Raw genomic sequence first — 19,682 nt, forward strand, 5'->3', positions numbered from 1 at the left:
CGCCCCGCGCAGGTCAGCGAGTTGTGCTCACAATCGCAATAGCGGCATTGTGGCAGTCGATGATCTGCGCGACGCGACCCAAGTGCGTGTCAACGGGCTTCGACAAAATAGCGCCACCGTGTTCCTGAGCACGCTCAAGTGTTGCATCTACGTCACTGACGCGCACATATATTTTCCAGTGCGCAGGAATTGACAGCTCAGAGATGTCAACCATTCCTGCTACGGGGGAGTCCCCAGCAGAAAAGGTGGTGTACTCGTCTGTGCTGGACTGGACGTCCCAGCCGAAAACAGTGGTGTAAAAGTCTGCGACTCCGGTGTCGGTGGTGTGCAGTTCAAACCATGCCGGGGCGCCCACGGCGTCTGTGAGCGAGAACCCGCGGTCATCGTCATACGCCAATACACCAAATCCGGTTTGGGCTGAGTCGGCAACGAGAGCAACCGAAGCATTGTCGCCAAAGTTGGGGATCGCCATGAGCGCCTGTCCCTTGTTTTCAGCGATTTCCTGCAGGAATCCTTCAAAATCTGGGACATGGAAATACAGCGACCAGAACCCTGGCTGACCCTGGGGTGCCTCGGCGGGTTGTTGGCTGATACCCGCAACTGACGCACCGTTTACGACGGCGCGTGTTCCGATTCCCATGGGGCCCTCGCCGTCAAAATCCCAGCCAAAAACGGCGGAATAGAACGACTGCGATTCTTCAACGTTTGGAGAGCTCAGCTCAATCCAACAAGGGGTTACAGGCTTGTTCTCAGTCACAGCCCCATTGTTGCATAGGACGCAAATGTGTCGATGCCATCGACTAATGCGCGCGCGTATGCGTCAGGGTCCTTTTGCATGCGTTCGGCTTCTTCAGGGTTGCGCATTTCGCCACATTCGACGATGACGGCAGGGACTGACGCATGGTTCAAGCCAGCTAAGTCGGTGCGCTCCACCATGCCGTCTTTGCCGTATCCGGCGCGCTTGATAGGGAAGTTGTGATCCTTAAACCCCCGCACAATTGCTTCTGCCAGCTTGGTGGACTCTTCCACTTTTTCGCCCGGAGCCAGGATGACTCCGAATCCGCGAATCGACGAGTCTGTTGAGCCGTTGGCGTGAATGCTGACCAAGAAGTCGGCTTCGTCAGCGAACTTCCCGCGTTCATCCACACAGGGTCCGACCCCGTCATTGGAGTCGCGCGACATGATGACGCGAGCGCCACGCTTTCCGAGTTCGTCGCGCACCTTTGTGCCGACGTTCCAGTTGAATTCGTGTTCAGGAAAGCCACCGTCGGTTGCTGTGCCCGTGGTGTTGCACGCCTTTTTTCCACCGCGCCCGTCCGGCACCTTTTTGTTAATGCGGGAAAGGTGTGACGCGTTGCCACCGTTATGGCCAGGGTCTAACGCAATGGTCACGCCGTCGAGAGAGTTGGCCGGTTTGTCGGTGCCGTCTGACTCGTCAGGTTTGCGTTGAGGAGTTTCCGACGCCGAGGTGTCCCCGGGATTCTGCTCGTGCGTAATGGGCTCCGGTTTGACGGTGGTGCGGGGCTGTGCCGTCTGGGTGCCCCCACAGCCACCCAGAAGGACCATAACTGCACACGCGTATAGCGCAATTGCGTGTTTCACATGTGTCAGTCTACTCGACACAAGCCCCGTGAATCCAAGGTTTTGCGCCGGCTTCGGCCTAGACTGGGACGGTGGCAACATCGGATTACGGAGCACGGCAACTGCAGGTCCTCGAAGGTCTCGAGGCGGTGCGTAAGCGTCCCGGAATGTATATCGGGTCCACCGACTCGCGTGGCCTTATGCACTGTCTGTGGGAAATTATCGACAACGCTGTCGACGAAGCGTTAGGCGGTTACGGCGAAAACATCACGGTGACCCTCCACGAAGACGGATCTGTCACGGTCGAAGATAACGGGCGTGGAATTCCAGTCGACATTGAACCTCGTACGGGGCTTACCGGTGTTGAACTTGTCATGACGAAGCTCCATGCCGGAGGAAAGTTTGGTGGTGGCTCGTATTCCGCAGTGGGTGGCCTCCACGGTGTAGGCGCGTCGGTTGTCAATGCCCTGTCAAGCCGCTTGGACATCGAAGTGACGCGGTCTTCCAAGGTGTACCGCATGTCCTTTAAGCGGGGAGCGCCCGGAATGTTCACGGATAGGAACGAGCCACACCCGGATAACGACTTCACCCCATTTAAAAAAGAGTCCAAACTGGAGGTCGTCGGCAAGGCTAAACGAGGTGTCACCGGTACCAAGATTCGCTACTGGGCCGACCCTCAGATCTTTATTCGCGACGCTAAGTTCAACTATGACCACCTTGTGGATCGCGCACGTCAGACGGCCTTTTTGGTTCCGGGTCTTAAAATCACGCTTGTCGACAATAGGGGAGTAGCAGTCGACGAAACCGGTGCGCCGATTCCTCACCGCGTCGAAGAGTTTCAGTTCGACGGCGGGATCTCCGCATTTGTTGACCACTTGGCGCATGATGCCGCGCTGACGGACACGTGGCGTTTTACAACCCAGTCGTCGTTTAAAGAAACAGTTCCAGTCCTTAACTCTTCGGGACACATGGAATCGCAAGAAGTTGAACGCGATATTACGGTCGATGTCGCGCTGCGGTGGGGAAACGGCTACGACACGATGTTGAAGTCGTTTGTAAACATCATCGCGACTCCCAAAGGCGGAACGCACGTCTCTGGTTTTGAACAAGGAATTGTCAAAACGATTCGCAAGGCAGTCGAAAGCAATGCTCGTCGCCTCAAAGTGGGCAAGGACAAGCTAGAGAAAGACGACATTCTTGCTGGCCTCACAGCAGTTGTGACTGTCGCTCTCGCTGAACCACAGTTTGAGGGGCAAACAAAGGAAGTGCTAGGAACGCCTCCTGTGCGAGGAATCGTTTCTCGGGCAGTCGAAAAAGAACTGACATCCATCCTGGAGTCCTCACATCGCGCTACTAAGTCCCAGGTGAATACCTTGTTGGAAAAAGTGGTTGCGGAAATGAAATCGAGGATTTCGGCACGTACGCACCGTGAGAATCAGCGGCGTAAAACCGCATTGGAGAGTTCGTCCCTGCCTGCCAAGCTGTACGACTGCAGGAAGTCCGATGTAGACGAAACAGAACTCTTCATTGTTGAAGGTGATTCGGCGATGGGGACGGCAAAAGCGGCACGAAACTCAGAAATGCAAGCGCTTTTCCCTATCCGCGGAAAAATCCTCAATGTGCAAAAGGCCTCTGTTGCCGACATGCTCGCCAACGCCGAATGCGCTGCGCTTACACAGGTCATCGGTGCGGGTTCGGGGCGCAGTTTTGACCTAGAACAAGCGCGTTACGGCAAAGTCATCATTATGACCGACGCTGACGTTGACGGCGCGCACATCCGCACACTGCTCCTCACACTGTTTTTCCGCTACATGCGTCCACTTGTCGAAGCCGGCAGGGTGTTTGCCGCGGTTCCACCTCTGCACCGCATTGAAGTGGTCAACCGGGGCAAGGCAAACGATGTCATCTATACGTATTCGGAAGCCGAACTGCACAAGACAATCGCGCGGTTAGACAGGCAGAAAAAGAGCTACAAGACGCCTCAGCGCTACAAAGGACTGGGAGAGATGGACGCTGACCAGTTGGCGGAAACGACCATGGACCCAGAACACCGGATGCTTCGTCGGGTGACCATGGACGATGTCGCAAAGGCTGATACCACGTTCAACCTCCTGATGGGTTCCGAGGTGGCCCCGCGTAAGCAGTTCATTGTGTCCGGCGCTGCCTCACTTGATGCCCAGCGAATCGACGCGTAAGCCTCACGTTTAACCGCACTGTCCATCAGGCAACTCCCGCTAGCCGAAAAATGAGACCAACTATTTCGAATGCGTCTCGCATAGCCTGAAATCCTGTGAGTATCGTTAAAATTGTGGTGGATTAACCACACTGTTGCGCACGTGGTGTGCACATTTGAGGAGGCGACGTGGACCCGGTACTCATCGGCCGGTGGCAGTTTGGAATTACCACCGTGTACCACTTCTGGATGGTCCCGCTCACCCTCGGGCTTGGACTGCTCGTCGGTATTATGCAGACCCTGTACTACCGCACTGGTGATGAGCGGTGGCTACGCTCCACAAAGTTCTGGGGCAAGCTCTACCTGATTAACTTCATCATGGGTGTTGCGACCGGTATTGTTCAGGAATTTCAGTTCGGAATGGCGTGGAGTGAATACTCACGCTTTGTGGGAGACGTTTTCGGGGCGCCTCTTGCGATGGAAGCACTTATCGCGTTCTTCCTCGAATCGACTTTCTTGGGAATTTGGATCTTCGGTTGGAAGCGACTTTCCAAGCCGTTGCACTTGACTGTTCTGTGGGCCGCCGTGATCGGATCATGGCTGTCGGCCTACTTCATTATTGTGGCCAACTCATGGATGCAACACCCCGTGGGCGTTGAAATGATCGACGGACGTCCAGTGATGGTTGATGTTGTCGCTGTTTTGACCAACAACACGGCCCTGTGGGCTTACGCTCACACATTGGCTGGTGCGGTCGCCGTGGGTGGCGGGTTCCTTGTGGGTATCGCGTGGTACCACCTGTGGCGCCGTCGCAAGGATGGCATCGACACGGTTGATGACAAGGGCAATGTTGTCGTCGGAGACGCTCCAGAAATTGCTGGACGTGACGCAAAAGATCACTCAGTGTGGATCAAATCGCTCCGCATGGGTGCATGGACGGCCATCATCGCGTTTGTGTTCGTAGCAATTACAGGTGACTTCCAAGCGAAGCTCATGTACGAACAGCAACCCATGAAGATGGCGTCGGCAGAAGCTGCGTGCCACGACGGCGGACAGTTCTCGGTTCTGACCGTCGGTAAGCCCGACCTCAACTCGTGTGACTCGGTTAAGCCCATTATTGAGATCCCTGGCCTCTTGTCCTTCTTGGCAAAGGGCGACTTCACTAGCGACGTGCCCGGTGTGAACACCCTGATTCCGGAATATGAAGAGAAGTACGGCACCACTCTGCCGGAAGGCGACATGTACGGCGAGTACTCGGGCGCACCCGTGGACTATCAGCCACTCATGATCGTCACGTACTGGGGCTTCCGTATGATGATCGGATTCGGTGTCCTCTCAGCAGCGTTCGCCGCGTTGGCATTGGTGCTCACTCGCAAGGGCACTGTGCCACAAGCTAAATGGTTGAACACTCTCGCAGTCTTGTCGATCTTCGCTCCCTTTATCGCGAATACGGCAGGATGGGTGTTCACCGAAATGGGACGCCAGCCGTTTGTGGTGGCCCCCAACCCTGACCCGTCAGGTGTTGACGGCGTGTTCCTTTACACGGCCGCAGCGATTTCACCGTCAGTTACGGCCGCTGAACTCCTGTTCAGTTTGATCACGCTGACACTGTTGTACGGTGCGCTCATGGTGGTTGAGCTTAAGCTCATCATCAAGTACACCCGGGGTGGTGTTGCTTCTGCCATGCCCGAACTCGACATCCGCAACAACAAGCCCACCGTTGATGCGAAGAACGACGACGTCTTGGCGTTCGCTTACTAAGGAGTGGCAATGGAAATTCTGCAGATTATCTGGTTTATTCTCATCGCCGTTCTGTGGTTGGGATACCTCTTCCTCGAGGGCTTTGACCTGGGCGTAGGTGTCCTCATGAAGGCACTGGCGAAAAACGAAAAAGAACGTCGCGTTCTTCTCAACTCGATCGGTCCGGTGTGGGACGGTAACGAGGTGTGGCTGCTGACCGCTGGTGGTGCTACCTTCGCGGCCTTCCCCCTGTGGTACGCCTCCCTGTTCTCGGCTCTCTATCTGCCGCTGACGCTCGCTCTCGTTGCACTGATCCTCAGGGCTGTGTCGATCGAGTACCGCGGAAAAGGTCATTCGGATCAGTGGCGTAACTTCTGGACGTGGGCCATGGCTGGAGGCTCAGCCGTAGCCGCCTTCTGCGTGGGGGCCATGCTCGCCCTGACCACGACCGGACTGCCTCTGAACGAAAACGGAGATAACATCGGTGGCCCATTCGCGTGGGTAAACGTGTACGCCATTATCGGCGGTCTGGGAGTCCTTGGATTCTCGATCCTGCACGGTCTGCTTTTCGTCAGCCTCAAGACTGACGGCGACATTCGTCACCGTGCTCACGCGCTAGCCGCGAAGTGGGGCCCTGTGTTCTTGCTTCCGATCGTCGTATGGGTCGTCATCGTTCAGGTGATGCACGGTCCTGTGTGGGGCTGGGCAGTGATCGCGCTTGCCGCAGTGTTCGCAGCAATCAGCTGGGTACGCCTGCGTGCAGGTTCCGAAAAGGGTGGATTTATCTTCCAGGGTCTGTTCCTGGTCGCGGGAGTCGTGAGCGTCTTCGCCTCGATCTTCCCCAACGTTCTCCCATCCACCATCAACCCGGAGTTCTCGCTCACCCTTGCAAACGCATCGTCGTCTAACTACACGTTGGGCGTCATGCTGTGGGTGACGGTGATCTTCGTGCCCATCGTCCTGGCGTACACGGTCTTCTCGTACACGCTGTGGGCTAAGCGTCTGCACGTTGAGCACATTCCGGAAGCACACCAGATTCCGGTGGCTGCTCGCATCAAAGCGTGAGTAAGTCTCCCGTAGTGATAGCGCTCGGTGCACCTCAGGGCGCCCGGGCGCTCGCTTGGTTGGGGCTCGTCGCTGTCCTTAAAGCGGTAGGCCTGGTCCTCATCGCCGAGTCCTGTGCGCGTGGAATCGTGGCGCTCATGCACGGCGAGCCGTTCGAGTTTGCTCTGCTTCTGGGGTGTGTTGGCGCGGCTATCCGCGGAGTCGCCGTGTGGCTGACAAAAGCCGTGGGAGCGCGTGCCTCGGTCGGGTTTAAAACTGAGCTCCGTTCGCGGGTGTTGGACCGTGTCACAGCGGGTTCAGGCCGGGACACAGGAGTTTCTGACGGAGCCCTGGCGGTGAGCGTCACGCGCACTCTGGATGAACTTGACGACTATTTTGTCCGTGTCTTACCAGCACTGTTAACCACCATGTGCGTACCGGCACTGATCATCGTGCGAATTCTTTTCGCCGATTGGGTTTCGGCCGTCGTCATCGTTGTGACGCTTCCGCTGGTGCCGCTCTTCATGATCCTGATCGGCAAGTACACGCTTGAGCGTGTCAGTGAAGCGACCCAGTCACTTGATCAACTGTCGAACAATCTTGTGGAGCTAGCCCGAGGCTTACCTGTTCTGGTGGGCTTGGGGCGCGTGTACGCACAAACTGCGGCGTTGAAGTCCATGAGCGAGTCGTATCGCACCACCACCTTGCAGACTTTGCGCGTTGCTTTTCTCTCTGCGCTCGCGCTTGAACTCATTGCGACCCTTTCGGTTGCAGTGGTTGCGGTGTTCATTGGTGTTCGCTTGGTCAGCGGCAGTTTGGATTTACAGGCCGGTCTGCTCGCGTTGATCCTGGCCCCTGAATGCTATTTGCCTCTGCGTCAGTTGGGTGCTGCTTTTCACGCAACAGAAGACGGGATGGCCGCGTATGAGCGCGTTAAAAGGTTGATTTCACGGCCGGTGAACGCGCCTGTTGAGTGCCGCCCTGGTTCCCTGGCCATCGCCGAGGTGTCCGTCACCTATGCGGGTCGACCTCGGCCTGCGCTGTCCCCAGTGTCAGCGACCTTTTCAGGCCTCACAGTTGTGACGGGTGGCTCTGGAACGGGTAAGTCAACGTTGCTGGGCGTGTTGGCAGGTCTTGTCAGGACGAACGACACGTGTACCGTGAGCGGACACGTTGTGGGTGTTCCCGAAAGGATCGCGTATGCCGGTCAGGCGCCACGTACGTGCGGAGAAACGTTAGAAGAAGAAGCTCAACTGTATGGCGCTGAGCTCACGCCTTATCTCCAACGCGTGGGCCTAGACCTTGACCCGCAAACGCCTCCGTCTGCGTTGAGCCCGGGGGAGTTGCGCCGTTTTGCGATTGCGCGCGCTCTCATGCGGGTGGACGCAGGGGCAGAACTGCTCATTGTCGATGAGCCAACCGCCCACTTAGACGCGCAGACGGCGCACACGATCCGCACGGAACTGCTCACGATTTCTCAGTCGATCCCCGTGATCGCTGCGACCCACGACCCAGAGCTCATCAACCTGGGCACGGAACTCCGCTTAGACGGGACTCCTAACTCGACCGAAACAACGACCAAAACCACCCCCGAAAACCAGCCTGCGCATACGCCCAAAGCAGCGCCCACCTCGGCGCCCGAAACCCGGATCAGCACCCGCACGGCTCTTCGTAGGCTGGTGAATGCGATGAACGTGTTTTCTGCGAAGTTCATCGGATCTACCTTGTTCGCGGTGGCTGCGGTTGCGTCGGCGGCGGCGCTTTCGGGTGTGTCCGCGTGGCTCATTGTGCACGCGTCTTTCCAGCCGCCCATCATGTATTTGTTGGTGGCGATCGTGGGTGTGCGGTTCTTTGGGCTGTCGCGGTCGGTGTTTACGTACGTGAAGCAGCTGTTGCTTCACGATGCGATGCTGACGTCGCTGACGCAGCTACGCGAACGCGTGTGGTTAGGTTTTGCGCGGGCCGGCACCGCGAACCGCACCTTGCTCCGAGGGGAGTTGGCACTCACCCGGCTGGTTGCTGATGTCGACGATGTGCGTGACGGCGCTCCCCGCGTGGTTCAACCTCCGATTGTCGCCGCCGTGGTTGCGGTGGCTGCGATTGTTGTGATGGCGCTCATTCACCCGTGGGCTGCTGTGTTGACCGCGGTGTGCGCGCTGGTGTCTGTGGTGTGTGCCCCTGCGGTGACGCTTGTGGTGGACGGGCAGGCGAGTTCCGCACGTTTGAGCACGCGCACGCAGGTGTTGTCGCGTATCAGTGCGTTCTTGTGGGCACGTGAGGACGTTCTGGTCAATGGCAGGGCCGCCGAGGTGGTCGACAGTATTCGCGAAACCGACAGGCAGGCTTCGAGCGCCGAACTCAGGGTTTTGTGGGCTGCTGGAATTGGTGAGGGAATTGTCACCGTGGCAACGACGCTCAACGCGGTTCTCATGTTGCCGTTGTTAGCATCTGCAGTGGCCAGTGGAGAGGTGACGCCCGAACTTCTCGCAGTGACGGTGTTGCTGCCTCTAGCGCTCATTGACTGTTACATTGACTCGTTGACTGCGGTGCAGAACTGGCCGGCGCTCAAGCACAGCCTGGCCCGGGTTCCAGCGCTCGATGAACGTGGCGAGATCCGTAAGGACACTAGCGAACCTGTCGCGGAGTTCGACTCTGCGGGACTTGAAAAGGTGGCTGCCCGCTGGCCAGGCATGACCGAGGACGTCTTTAGTGACGTTTCAGCTTCCATTACCCCAGGGTCGTGGACAACCGTGACGGGCCGTTCAGGATCAGGAAAGACCACGCTGATAAGCCTCCTGCTGCGTTTCATTAATCCAGTGAGCGGAAAGTACACGCTCAACGGCGGTGACGCACTTAAGCTGGCGGCCACACAACTGTCTTCGGTCTTTGCGTGGTGTCCGCAAGAGTCACACGTCTTCGACTCCACGGTGCGCAATAATCTGGCGATTGCACGTGACCGGGACAACGCTCCAACAGATCACGAGATTCGCGATGTTCTTGTCCGTGTGGGCTTGGAAGAACTGGCAGAAGTCGACTCCAGGATTGGAGCGTCCGGCGCGTATTTGTCAGGTGGTCAGCGTCAGCGATTAGCCGTCGCCAGAACTTTGCTGGCCGGGGCGCAGGTCATCATTCTTGACGAGCCCACCGCCCACTTAGACGAACAGTTGGCGACTTCGCTCATGGACGATCTGCGTGAGATCTTGCACGACAAAGCGGTAGTCGTAGTGACCCACGACCACACGCTTATCCGGCCGAACGATCGCGTGATTGCCGTGGGTGAGCTACGACGCTAGTGATCCGTAGAGCCTAGTCCTTTTTCCCAAACATGATTTCGTCCCAGCTGGGAACGGAAGAACGTCCCTTCTTTCTAGGCTGTTCTTCGAGTTGTTCGTCCGCGTCGTCTGTCACTCCTGGCTCGTCCAAAAGCGACGGCTGGTCGTCATCGTGGTGAGCGGGAGCTGCCAAAACGGCGTCGTCGTGAGCGTCTTGTGGGCGCGACAGTGCTGAGTGAGCGCCATCTGGTTGCGACTCAGGCGCGTCCGGAACTGAACGCACGATTGGCTGTGTTTCGTTTTTGCGGCGTCGCAGGCTCTCCAAAATGCGCCCGGTTTCGCTTTGCGTGTCACGGGTGTCGCGCTGTGTGTGATCGGCCTCGACGTTGAACACCGAACCGTAGTCGGGGATCGGGCCGGAGTCCGTTGGGCCGGTATCGGACAGCCAACGGGCTTCATCGTCAAGTGCTGTGACGGAGCCGGACCGGTATTCCCAGCTTGCGACCGAGGTGGTGTTGCCCGCTGGATAACGCAACTCAACGTGCCACGCTCCGGTTTCGGTACGCCACGCGTCCCACGTCTGGTCCGATTCTTCAATATCGCGTGCCTGAAGGCGTTCGGTGACAACTTCGCTGAGCGGACGCGAACCCGATTCGGAGTACACCGGGCACTGACCAGCGGTGTGCGCGATGTGGCGCCGTTCAGCCAGAATGGGCCCTTCGTACTGCTGGATCTGCGTCAGTGGCGCACCGGTGTCGTGCGCAACGTCTTCGGCCGACATTCCGGAGCGAATCATCGACTGGATCACTTTTGGTCGCACATGACCGGTGCTGTGGCCGGTTACCGTGTGTGTGCGCACTCGACGGATCGCAGCAAAAACGTCCTCGGTAGCGGGCAAAAAATACTCATTGCCTTGCCCATCAACGAGTTTGAGCGAGTCATCTTCAATACTTTGAAAAGACAATCTAGTCACAACACACCATCCTTTTAGTCTTTCTAAGCGTGTCACGTCCGGGTGCGTCTCACCGTGATCTTCACGTGGCGAGTCGAAATTCTCTGGGCCATATCCAGCGGGTTAAAGTGGTTGTATGAGTGAATCGTCCCTGTCTCCATTCGACGCAGTAGTTCTCATGTCTTTCGGAGGCCCTGAAGGCCCTGACGACGTGGTCCCGTTCCTGAAGAACGTCACCGCCGGTCGGGGAATTCCCGAAGAACGTCTCAAGGAAGTGGGCGAACACTATTACATGTTCGACGGGGTCTCACCCATCAACGAACAGAACATTGCGCTTCTGCAGCAGCTCGAAAGCGAACTTGAACGCCGTGGCATAGCAACGCCTATCCTGTGGGGTAACCGCAACTGGGATCCATTCCTCACCGACGTGATCCGCGACCACCGCGAACGCACAGGTGCCACGAAATACTTGGCGATTACCACCTCGGCCTACTCTTCCTATTCTTCTTGCCGGCAGTATAGGGAAGACTTTGGGGCAACCGTAGAAACCCTCAAGGGCGAAGGTATTGACGTGACCATCAACAAGGTGCGTCAGTACTACAACCACCCAGGTTTTGTGAACGCGCAAGTACAGATCATGCGGCACGCGCTGGTTGACTTTGAAGCGAAAGTGGGCGAACTCGACCCACAGAAGCACCGCATTCTGTACGTCACCCACTCGATTCCCACGACGATGCAAGCGGCGTCCGAGGTGGCAACCGCTGGGTACGCAGACCAGCATCTGCAGCTGATGAACGCAATCGATCAGCAGTTAGACGACTCGCTTCCGCACGAACTTGTGTTCTGCTCTAGGTCAGGGCCTCCGCAGGTTCCGTGGCTCGAACCAGATGTGAACGACCGGATGGAAAAGCTCGCTTCACAGGGAATCACCGGGGTGATTGTGGCGCCAATCGGGTTCGTATCAGACCACATGGAAGTGAAGTTCGACCTCGATGTCGAAGCCGCTGAAACAGCTGAACGGGTGGGCTTGGACTATGTGCGGGCTGCAACGGTTGGAACCAACCCGGCCTTTGTCATGGGGCTTGTGGACTTGCTTGAAGAGAAAGCCGCTCAGGTTCGTGGTGAAGAGCCTGAACAGCCGACACTCACCCCAGAAGGTCCGGTCGACGGATGTACCTTGGCCCAGTCAGGTCAGTGCTGTAAGGGCAGAACTGACAAGCCAGTCATGCCATAAAGCGCGGTGGGGGATTAGGGTTCTTCGTTAATAACGGGGAGCTGGCCAGTTTCGGTGGCAATAACCTGTCGGATCTCCGAGGTGTCGAGGTCGTGCTCGCGGGCGATCAACTCGATGTTGCGGAGTTCGTCAATGAGCTGTTCTGCGAGGAACTCGTTATCGTTTTCGCGAGCCTCGTTGATTTTCTCCCGCAACAGATCAGCTTTGCGGTCGATCTCGTCGGTAAATTCGCTCATGCGTTTCCCCTCTGCATCAGTACGTGACTGCGTCTGCGTTATGTAGACAACGTACATGACGAACAGTACCCGTGCCGTCACACGGTGTCTTTTTATCGCAGAAAGACCAGTTATTGACGTGAGTTCATCTACTGTTTACTCTTATGCGGTAAATCACATGCACAGTCGCTTCTGGATTCTTGCCAAAAGCTACTTGAGAATGCAAAATGCTTTAGACATTGCGCAAACCATGTGTGCATCTGACACTTTTACAGGAGTGTGATTAGGGTTCATGGCCACCGACTACGACGTTCCACGTAAACAGGACGAGGATCTTTCGAGCGATTCGATCGAGGAACTGAAGGCCCAACGCAATCAGCAGCAGGCAAGTCAGGTTGATGAGGACGAAACTGCGGCTGCTGAAGGCTTCGAACTTCCTGGTGCAGACCTCTCCAACGAAGAACTGTCGGTGCGCGTTTTGCCTAAACAGAACGACGAATTCACCTGCACAGAGTGCTTCCTGGTTCGTCACCGTTCACAGATGTCCGACGAATCAGAAGAAGGTAGCCCAGTCTGCACAGACTGCGCTGACTAGTAGCTGACCAGCGGGTGTTTAACCCTGCTGGGTGAGTACCCGAGCGAGTTCGTCTGGATTGTTCGTCGACACAATCCAATAGGGCGTGGGATCGTTCGGGTCCTCAATGTCGACTTTCACAACGTCTTTAGCCCACGGGCGGGTGACCAGGAATGCCCGCGCGTCGAGCTTTTGACCACGTGCCTTAAACGCATCCTCGCCCTTCAGCGGTGTTGCCTCGGTGATAAATGACCGCTCAATATGAGCGGGGCCAGCGAACAACACGTCCTGTGTCACCGTCACGCGAGGGATAAGCGAACGCAGGGTTAAAGCGACCGCGATGAAAACGACAATCGGGACGATAATCCCTGCGATCCAGGAAAGCGGGATCACCATAAGCGACGTCATCGCGGAGAGAACGAGCGCAACAACCCACCACCAGATCGATGGCGTGACGCGTTCTGAATAAAGGGAAGAAGGTGCAGTCATAGGGGCTATTCTTTCATGTCCCATGCGTTTCTTTTGTCGCCTGGCTTTTATTACGATTCCTAGGTCGATAGAGTCAAGGGCGTGGAAATCTTACCCATTCAACTCATGCGCGTACATGAAAGCGCCCAGGTCCCCACATATGGTCATCCGGGGGACGCCGGTGCGGACCTGCGCGCACGTATCGATGTGACGGTCCAACCCTTTGAACGCGTTACCGTTCCCACGGGCATTGCGCTAGCGATCCCTATGGGGTATGTGGGGCTTGTGCACCCGCGATCGGGATTGAGCACCAAACACGGCCTCACTGTTGTCAACGCTCCGGGCACGATCGACGCGGGCTACCGTGGGGAAATCAAGGTAGCGCTCATCAACCTGGACCCGCACGAGCCAGTGGAAATTTCGGCAGGCGACAGGATCGCCCAACTTCTCATTCAAAAGGTTGAACGTGCAGACTTTGAAATTGTCGATTCACTCGACGAAACCAGGCGCGGTGACGCTGGGTTTGGATCAACGGGAAAGTAGACACCATGGGATTGTTTAGTAGTTTTTTTGGTCGTAAGGACAAGGCAGAGGACATTGTTGACGATGTCGAAGATGTCGACAACGAGCCAGAAGACGACGACCGTGCGGACGAAGAACTGCGTGAGAGCGAGGTTACTGGCAATAGTGACGATGATGATGAACCGCAAAAAGAAGCGCCTCGGGACCGTGTAAAGAACGGCCCCTGGGACGAATCTGAGGACGCGGGGGAAGCTAACCGGATCGACCTCGGAGCCTTGCGCATTCCCGTTATCGACGGAATGCAGGTTCAGCTCGAATCGCAAGAAGAAAACGGGTCAATCCTCGCTGTGTCGCTCATCCACAAGGGCGGTGCACTGCGCGTTCAGGCAATGGCGGCTCCCAAGACCGAAGGCCTGTGGGCCCAAGTGCGCAAGCAGGTTTCAGCAAGCGTCACGGCCGCCGGCGGAACCGCGAATGAAGTCTTCACCGACATGGGCTACGGACTGTCAGCCGTCATTCCTCATAAGATCGACGAAGACCACGTAACGGTACAGAACCACGAATACATGGGGGTTGACGGGCCACGCTGGTTCCTCATGGGAATTATCGCCCAGACTGATGGCGTGCCAGAGGAAGTTCGCACGGAACTGGTAGAGGTATTCCGGGGAATTATTGTGGACCGTGGCGACGGTCCAATGCCTCCCGGTCAGGTTCTTGAACTCACCCCACCCAATTTGCAGTCAGACGAAAGCTCAGAGGACTCCTCTGACGACGACATCGACCCGTTTGAACGCGGGCCCGAAATCGCAGAAGTGCGCTAGAGGCGGTTACGCTGAACACAATCTCGAACTTCGGGGACGTTAAAACCCGCGATCAGTTGTGTGCCCGCGGGGTGGTGTCCTCGGTGACACGATCCACCCCGCTGGAACCACCTCGGCTAGAAATCACCGTGTCAGACGGGCGTGCGGAACTTCACGCCGTTTTCATGGGAAGGCGTGAAGTTCGCGGCCTCACCGTGGGCCGGCCCGTCATTCTGTGCGGGTGTTTTACAACCGTTGATGGTGACTTGGTGACACTTAACCCGGAATATGAACTGCTCACCACCGTGGACAGTGCGCCGAGCTAACCGGAACGACTAGCTGAACAGTTCACGCAAGCGCGGCTTTACCGAGGCATCGGCAAGGAAGAAGAGTTCGTCCCCATCTACCAGGGTGTCGTCTTGTTGAGGCGCGAAAGCTCTGCCCGAACGCACAACAGCAACAAGAACAGTGTCCTGGGGGAGTTCGATGTCGCCCACGCGCTTACCCAAGACCTCCGAGGCTTCGTGAAGAGTCATCTCCATAAGCGTGGTTCCGGCCTGTTGCAACGTGAGCAGCTGTACCAGGTTCCCCACCTCAACAGCTTCTTCTACCAGTGCGGTCATGAGGCGTGGCGTGGACACGGCTACGTCGACGCCCCAGTTGGAATCAAAGAGCCATTCGTTGCGCGGATTGTTCACACGACCCACCGTGCGGGGAACCCCAAATTCGGTTTTGGCGAGCAAACTCAACACCAAGTTAGTTTTGTCATCACCCGTTGCGGCAACAACCACGTCGGAGTCTTCTAACTGGGCGTCAGCGAGGCCGTCTAGTTCACACGCATCCGTGTGAACCCACCGGGCATCGGGGACCAGGTCACGCCGAATCGCCTGCTTGTCGTTGTCAATCATGACGATTGCGTGGCCTTTGTCGATGAGTTCCCGTGCAACCGAACGTCCTACTGACCCGGCGCCTGCGATCACGACCTTCATCGGTTATCCCCTTCTGTTATTGGGCCGTCAAGTGAGCGGACGACGTCGTCAAGAGACTCTGCGCGGCACATCACGTGCACCAAGTCTCCGTCTTGGAGGAGGGTGTCTGGCGTGACTTCGATGCCTTCGCCCATCCGTGTGAAATACGCGACGCGAGCTTTGCTGTGGGTTTCAATTTCGCTGACGGAATGGGCCACCCAGTCGGGGTGAACATGGACCTCCGACAGCACCATGCGTCCAGATGGGTCGCGGAATTCGTTGACTGCCCCGGATGGAATGAGTCGGCGCATCATTTGGTCAGCTGTCCACCGCACGGTTGCGACGGTGGGCACGCCTAAACGTTCAAACACTTGGGCGCGTCGCGGGTCATAAATCCTGGCGGCAACGTGTTTGACTCCGAAGGTTTCCCGGGCAACCCTGGCTGCCAGAATATTGGAGTTGTCTCCCGAGGAGACGGCGGCGAAAGCGTATGCGTCCGAGGTGCGTGCCCGCACGAGTGTGTCGCGGTCAAAGCCAATACCGGTCACGGTTGTTCCCGTAAAGTTTTTACCCAGCTTCACAAACGCGTCGGCGTTCTTATCGATCACTGCAACCGTGTGGCCTTTAGCATCGAGCCCGCGGGCCAGTTGGGCCCCTACGCGTCCACATCCCATGATGACGAAGTGCACGATCCAAACTCCCTTTGACGTACCATTGGTGCCCGTGGCAAACAATTTTGCTCTTCTTAAGCGAATGATTGTTGGGCGACCTTTCCGCAGTGATCACTTTAGACGCGAAGCTCTCCCAAAACGTTTCGCCATGCCAATTTTCGCATCAGATATGTTGTCGTCTGTTGCGTATGCGCCTGACGCGATTCTTCTAGCCTTATCCCTTTCAGGTTTTGTCGCCATGTCGACGGCCCCGTGGATCGGGATCGCAGTGGGTGTTCTCATCCTCATTTTGGTGGGAAGTTACCGACTGAATCTGAAGGCCTACCCAGGCGGGGGAGCCGACTATGATGTGGCCACTCGCAATCTGGGGAATCGTCCCGGGCGGGCAGTCGCGGCGGCCCTGTTAGTTGACTATGTCCTCACGCTGTCTGTCTCCATGGCAGTCCTCGCTAGCTATCTCGCGTCAGCCTTCAACGTGCTCGAAGGCTATCTCACGCTTATCACCACGATTGGGATCGCAGTGGTGACCTTGTTTGGCTTGCGCGGTGGACGAGCCATGCCGCTGCTCTTGGCTATTCCGACCTATCTGTTCGTGGGAGCTGTGCTTGTCACAGTGGGTTACGGGGCGATTCGGATTGCGCGTGGTGATGAGATCGAGGCCGCAACCGCCCATCTGTCGGTAATCCCACTCGACGGTGATATGAAATGGCACGGGGCGGTTGTCACCATCATTATTCTTCGCGCGTTTTCTTCTGGTCTGGTCGCCGTAGCGGGAATCGAAACCGTGGGAACAGCAGTGCCCAAGTTCGCTAAGCCACGTGGCGCCAACGCAGGTAACACCCTGGTGTTCGCAGGCCTTTTGAGCGCCACGATGTTGATTGGTCTCACGTGGCTGGCTACTCAAGTGGGCGTCAAATACGTAAGCGACCCGTCAACTCAGCTCTTCGAACACAGCCAGCCAGTCGGAGACACCTTCCACCAAGTGCCGGTTCTGGCGCAGTGCGCAGACGCAGTCTTTGACCACTTGCCAGCCGTTGCCACGGCGATCACACTCATCACTGCGCTTGTTCTGCTGGTCGCAGCAAACACATCCATGGAGGGGTTCCCTGGACTTGCCTCTAAACTAGCCCGCGACTCATTCTTGCCCAAACAGTTAGCATCTCTGGGCGACCGCATGACGTTCTCTAACGGCGTGGTGGTGCTGTCGGTGAGTTCGATCGTGCTGGTTGTCCTCACAGGCGCTAACGCTGAACGGCTTATTGACATGTACCTGGTGGGAGTTTTCGCGTCCTTGGCCCTGGGACAGTGGGGCATGGTGAAGCACTGGAACAACCGGATCAGGGCGATCGTGTCGGGTCCTGTGCGCACCCGCATGATGTTCAACCGGGTCGTCAACACTGTTGGTGCGGTGACCGCTTCAGGGATCCTGGCTGTTGTCTTGGTATCCAAGTTCCTGTTAGGTGCGTGGCTCGCACTGGCTCTGATGTTCGTGGCCTATGTGGCCATGGGGCTCATTCACCGGCACTACACCAGGGTCTCGCGGGAACTGAACGTCAACCCCAAAGACGGCAACGTCAAGGCGCTACCACCTCGGACCCGGGCCGTGGTTGTGGTTTCCGAGATCAACAAACCCACCATGCGGGCGGTTGCTTTTGCCCGCGCTACCCGGCCCAATTTCCTCAGCGCTGTCGCCATCGCGGTTGATGAAGACCAGGCCGCCCTGGTCCAAAAGCAGTGGGACGAACTTAAACTGCCCATCCGGCTCACCCTCTTGGACTCGCCCTACCGCGAACTCATCCGACCAGTCATGAACTACATTGCGCACATGCACGCCAAATCGCCAGACGACCTCATCACGGTGTACGTTCCGCAGTACATTGTGGGACGCTGGTGGGAACAGCTCTTGCACAACCAGGCGCTCTTGGGGCTGCGCAAGCGGCTACTGTTTTTGCCCAATGTGCAGGTGGTCACCGTGCCGTGGCGGCTCAAGTCCTTTAACCGCAACCGCGAACTGCTCATGGGTAGAGGCGGGCACGTCGATGAGCGCGTCATGAGGATGTACGAATGAATCAGGTAGAACTCACAGTGGACGCGCCGGCTGCCGGCGGAGAGTCTGTTGCGCGTACCGAGGGCGGCGTGATTTTTGTGTCCGGTGCGATCCCGGGCGAGCGCGTCCGTGTTGAGATCACCGAAACGAAGAAGTCATTTTCGCGTGGCCGGGTGGCCGAGGTGTGTGAGCCGTCCCCACACCGTGTGCCCGATAGGCGGATTGCGTGGGGGTGCCCGGACGTGGGTGGGGTCGAGTACGCTCACGTCACTGTGGATCATTCGCGCGAACTCAAACGTGTCGCCGCACTTGACCAGTTCGCTCGCATCGGGAAGTTTGACCGCGAACTCATGGACCAGCTTGAGCGCGAGTTTCGCGTGACACCTCCGGTGAACGACGGGGAAGAGTGGCGTACCCGTGTTCAACTCGCCGTGGCCGGCGGGCGTGTTGGCATGTACCGGGCGGGTAGCCATGACATTGTTCCCGTGACTCACGTGCCGCTCGCGGTTCCGGCTATCAATGACCTGAATCTGCACCAGGTGGACCTCACGGGCGCTGAACGCGTTGAAATCGCCGTGGGTGAAGCCGGGGGAGCGGTGACCGTGGTGGGGGGTGAAGAGATAGCGCACAGGCTCGCCGAGGTCGTTCCTGAAGGGTGGTCGCTCATGAGTCGCGCTGCCGGCAGGCGGAACCGGTCAAGTGCGGCAACGACGCTCCTTGCGGGGCCTGGGCGCGTGAGCCACACGGTGCGCGGGGTGACCTTTGACCTCGACGCTGAAGGGTTTTGGCAGGTGCACCCGGACGCGGCTGATATTTTGAGCCGAGGTGTCGTGGAGCGGGTGCGCGGCGATGTGGCTGATCTGTTTTGCGGTGCGGGTTTGCTCGCCGTTATGGTCGCCCGAGAAACCGGGGCTCGCGTGTGGGGCGTGGAGGGATCTGCGCTCGCGATTGAGAGTGCGCGTTCTAACGCGAAGCGCGCCGGAGTAGATGCCACCTTCGATGTAGGCCGGGTCGAAAAGCTGGACGCACTCACAGGCGCTGACACGGTCGTGGTGGACCCACCTCGGGCGGGTCTTGATCCTGCCGTTATCCGTTTAATTGCGTCGTCGACGTGTGGGCGTGTGGTGTATGTGTCGTGTGACGGGGCCACATTTTCGCGTGACGCACAACGCCTTCAAAACTCCGGTTTCCAGTGTCGTGACATTCAAGCGTTCGATCTGTTTCCGCTCACTGCCCACGTCGAATTTATTGGGACGTTCGACCGGGTGTGAAGGTAGAGAACTACTGGGATATGCGATAGAATTTATCTTGATGTCAAGATACTTTAGGTAACAGATGTGTGCCCTAAATGGATCGTCTGACGGTTCCGGGTGCGCGTTGGGACAGACCCGCGGTTGCCGGTATCTTCGCAACTAAAAGAG

The 19,682-nt window shown here is 57.4% G+C and carries 18 protein-coding genes; 11 read left to right on the top strand and 7 right to left on the bottom strand.

The annotated features are described in order from the left end of the window. Nucleotides 1-13: 13 nt before the first annotated feature. Together HMPREF0183_RS02255 and HMPREF0183_RS02260 are read right to left on the bottom strand one after the other, a co-directional pair. Nucleotides 14-757 (bottom strand): VOC family protein, encoded by a 744-nt coding sequence (locus tag HMPREF0183_RS02255; protein WP_005882394.1) that lies wholly within the window; start codon nucleotides 755-757, stop codon nucleotides 14-16. Then, nucleotides 754-1,602, bottom strand: coding sequence for an N-acetylmuramoyl-L-alanine amidase (locus HMPREF0183_RS02260; protein ID WP_005882396.1), 849 nt, complete (start codon nucleotides 1,600-1,602; stop codon nucleotides 754-756). Before HMPREF0183_RS02260 ends, HMPREF0183_RS02255 begins: the two co-directional genes overlap by 4 nt. A gap of 71 nt (nucleotides 1,603-1,673) precedes the next feature. Here HMPREF0183_RS02260 and HMPREF0183_RS02265 point away from each other — a divergent pair, with 71 nt between their 5' ends. From HMPREF0183_RS02265 to cydC, 4 genes are all read left to right on the top strand, one after another. After that, nucleotides 1,674-3,776: a DNA gyrase/topoisomerase IV subunit B gene (locus tag HMPREF0183_RS02265; protein WP_005882398.1), complete on the top strand. Its 2,103-nt coding sequence runs from the start codon at nucleotides 1,674-1,676 to the stop codon at nucleotides 3,774-3,776. A 167-nt stretch (nucleotides 3,777-3,943) separates the two neighbouring features. Then, nucleotides 3,944-5,515, top strand: a complete 1,572-nt coding sequence (locus HMPREF0183_RS02270; RefSeq protein ID WP_005882400.1) for a cytochrome ubiquinol oxidase subunit I — start codon at nucleotides 3,944-3,946, stop codon at nucleotides 5,513-5,515. A gap of 9 nt (nucleotides 5,516-5,524) precedes the next feature. Further along, on the top strand, nucleotides 5,525-6,559 hold the full coding sequence (cydB, locus tag HMPREF0183_RS02275) for a cytochrome d ubiquinol oxidase subunit II (protein ID WP_005882402.1): 1,035 nt from the start codon (nucleotides 5,525-5,527) through the stop codon (nucleotides 6,557-6,559). A 14-nt stretch (nucleotides 6,560-6,573) separates the two neighbouring features. Continuing rightward, entirely contained in the window at nucleotides 6,574-9,831 is a 3,258-nt protein-coding gene (cydC, locus tag HMPREF0183_RS02280) for a thiol reductant ABC exporter subunit CydC (protein ID WP_245527085.1), read from the top strand. A gap of 13 nt (nucleotides 9,832-9,844) precedes the next feature. On the opposite strand, the gene sepH is transcribed toward cydC, so the two are convergent. Further along, nucleotides 9,845-10,783: a septation protein SepH gene (gene sepH, locus HMPREF0183_RS11995; protein ID WP_169309652.1), complete on the bottom strand. Its 939-nt coding sequence runs from the start codon at nucleotides 10,781-10,783 to the stop codon at nucleotides 9,845-9,847. Nucleotides 10,784-10,898: 115 nt separating this feature from the next. On the opposite strand from sepH, the gene HMPREF0183_RS02290 reads away from it, so the two are divergent. Further along, entirely contained in the window at nucleotides 10,899-11,996 is a 1,098-nt protein-coding gene (locus HMPREF0183_RS02290; RefSeq protein ID WP_005882408.1) for a ferrochelatase, read from the top strand. 14 nt (nucleotides 11,997-12,010) lie between these two features. Here HMPREF0183_RS02290 and HMPREF0183_RS02295 read toward each other — a convergent pair whose 3' ends face one another. Continuing rightward, a complete protein-coding gene (locus HMPREF0183_RS02295; RefSeq protein WP_040347742.1) occupies nucleotides 12,011-12,232 on the bottom strand; it encodes a hypothetical protein in 222 nt (73 codons plus the stop codon). 271 nt (nucleotides 12,233-12,503) lie between these two features. Between HMPREF0183_RS02295 and HMPREF0183_RS02300 the strand changes: the two genes are divergently transcribed. Next, the gene (locus HMPREF0183_RS02300) at nucleotides 12,504-12,806 is read left to right on the top strand and encodes a DUF4193 domain-containing protein (RefSeq protein ID WP_005882411.1); all 303 of its coding nucleotides are present in this window, start codon (nucleotides 12,504-12,506) and stop codon (nucleotides 12,804-12,806) included. Between the two features lie 18 nt (nucleotides 12,807-12,824). On the opposite strand, the gene HMPREF0183_RS02305 is transcribed toward HMPREF0183_RS02300, so the two are convergent. Next, a complete protein-coding gene (locus HMPREF0183_RS02305) occupies nucleotides 12,825-13,274 on the bottom strand; it encodes a DUF3093 domain-containing protein (RefSeq protein ID WP_005882413.1) in 450 nt (149 codons plus the stop codon). Nucleotides 13,275-13,355: 81 nt separating this feature from the next. Here HMPREF0183_RS02305 and dut point away from each other — a divergent pair, with 81 nt between their 5' ends. From dut to HMPREF0183_RS02320, 3 genes are all read left to right on the top strand, one after another. Beyond that, nucleotides 13,356-13,796, top strand: a complete 441-nt coding sequence (gene dut / locus HMPREF0183_RS02310; RefSeq protein WP_005882415.1) for a dUTP diphosphatase — start codon at nucleotides 13,356-13,358, stop codon at nucleotides 13,794-13,796. A gap of 5 nt (nucleotides 13,797-13,801) precedes the next feature. Beyond that, nucleotides 13,802-14,596 carry a DUF3710 domain-containing protein gene (locus HMPREF0183_RS02315; protein WP_005882416.1) on the top strand — a complete coding sequence of 265 codons (795 nt, stop codon included), beginning with the start codon at nucleotides 13,802-13,804 and terminating at the stop codon, nucleotides 14,594-14,596. Between the two features lie 83 nt (nucleotides 14,597-14,679). After that, nucleotides 14,680-14,901, top strand: a complete 222-nt coding sequence (locus tag HMPREF0183_RS02320; RefSeq protein WP_005882418.1) for a single stranded DNA-binding domain-containing protein — start codon at nucleotides 14,680-14,682, stop codon at nucleotides 14,899-14,901. Nucleotides 14,902-14,910: 9 nt separating this feature from the next. Here HMPREF0183_RS02320 and HMPREF0183_RS02325 read toward each other — a convergent pair whose 3' ends face one another. Beyond that, entirely contained in the window at nucleotides 14,911-15,564 is a 654-nt protein-coding gene (locus HMPREF0183_RS02325) for a potassium channel family protein (RefSeq protein WP_005882420.1), read from the bottom strand. Then, nucleotides 15,561-16,232, bottom strand: coding sequence for a potassium channel family protein (locus HMPREF0183_RS02330; RefSeq protein ID WP_005882422.1), 672 nt, complete (start codon nucleotides 16,230-16,232; stop codon nucleotides 15,561-15,563). Before HMPREF0183_RS02330 ends, HMPREF0183_RS02325 begins: the two co-directional genes overlap by 4 nt. Before the next feature lie 130 nt (nucleotides 16,233-16,362). On the opposite strand from HMPREF0183_RS02330, the gene HMPREF0183_RS02335 reads away from it, so the two are divergent. Together HMPREF0183_RS02335 and HMPREF0183_RS02340 are read left to right on the top strand one after the other, a co-directional pair. Beyond that, nucleotides 16,363-18,282, top strand: a complete 1,920-nt coding sequence (locus HMPREF0183_RS02335; protein WP_040347748.1) for an APC family permease — start codon at nucleotides 16,363-16,365, stop codon at nucleotides 18,280-18,282. Continuing rightward, the gene (locus HMPREF0183_RS02340; RefSeq protein ID WP_005882427.1) at nucleotides 18,279-19,532 is read left to right on the top strand and encodes a class I SAM-dependent RNA methyltransferase; all 1,254 of its coding nucleotides are present in this window, start codon (nucleotides 18,279-18,281) and stop codon (nucleotides 19,530-19,532) included. Before HMPREF0183_RS02335 ends, HMPREF0183_RS02340 begins: the two co-directional genes overlap by 4 nt. The last annotated feature ends 150 nt before the right edge of the window (nucleotides 19,533-19,682 follow it).

The organism is Brevibacterium mcbrellneri ATCC 49030 (genome assembly GCF_000178455.1).
In the GTDB taxonomy this organism is placed as follows: Bacteria; Actinomycetota; Actinomycetes; order Actinomycetales; family Brevibacteriaceae; genus Brevibacterium; species Brevibacterium mcbrellneri.

Bases quoted from the DNA above. Each gene is read 5' to 3' on its own strand.
- cydB (WP_005882402.1), top strand. From the start codon at position 5,525: ATGGAAATTCTGCAGATTATCTGGTTTATTCTCATCGCCGTTCTGTGG.
- HMPREF0183_RS02290 (WP_005882408.1), top strand. From the start codon at position 10,899: ATGAGTGAATCGTCCCTGTCTCCATTCGACGCAGTAGTTCTCATGTCT.
- HMPREF0183_RS02295 (WP_040347742.1), bottom strand. From the start codon at position 12,232: ATGAGCGAATTTACCGACGAGATCGACCGCAAAGCTGATCTGTTGCGG.
- HMPREF0183_RS02300 (WP_005882411.1), top strand. From the start codon at position 12,504: ATGGCCACCGACTACGACGTTCCACGTAAACAGGACGAGGATCTTTCG.
- HMPREF0183_RS02305 (WP_005882413.1), bottom strand. From the start codon at position 13,274: ATGACTGCACCTTCTTCCCTTTATTCAGAACGCGTCACGCCATCGATC.
- HMPREF0183_RS02315 (WP_005882416.1), top strand. From the start codon at position 13,802: ATGGGATTGTTTAGTAGTTTTTTTGGTCGTAAGGACAAGGCAGAGGAC.
- HMPREF0183_RS02325 (WP_005882420.1), bottom strand. From the start codon at position 15,564: ATGAAGGTCGTGATCGCAGGCGCCGGGTCAGTAGGACGTTCGGTTGCA.
- HMPREF0183_RS02335 (WP_040347748.1), top strand. From the start codon at position 16,363: ATGCCAATTTTCGCATCAGATATGTTGTCGTCTGTTGCGTATGCGCCT.
- HMPREF0183_RS02340 (WP_005882427.1), top strand. From the start codon at position 18,279: ATGAATCAGGTAGAACTCACAGTGGACGCGCCGGCTGCCGGCGGAGAG.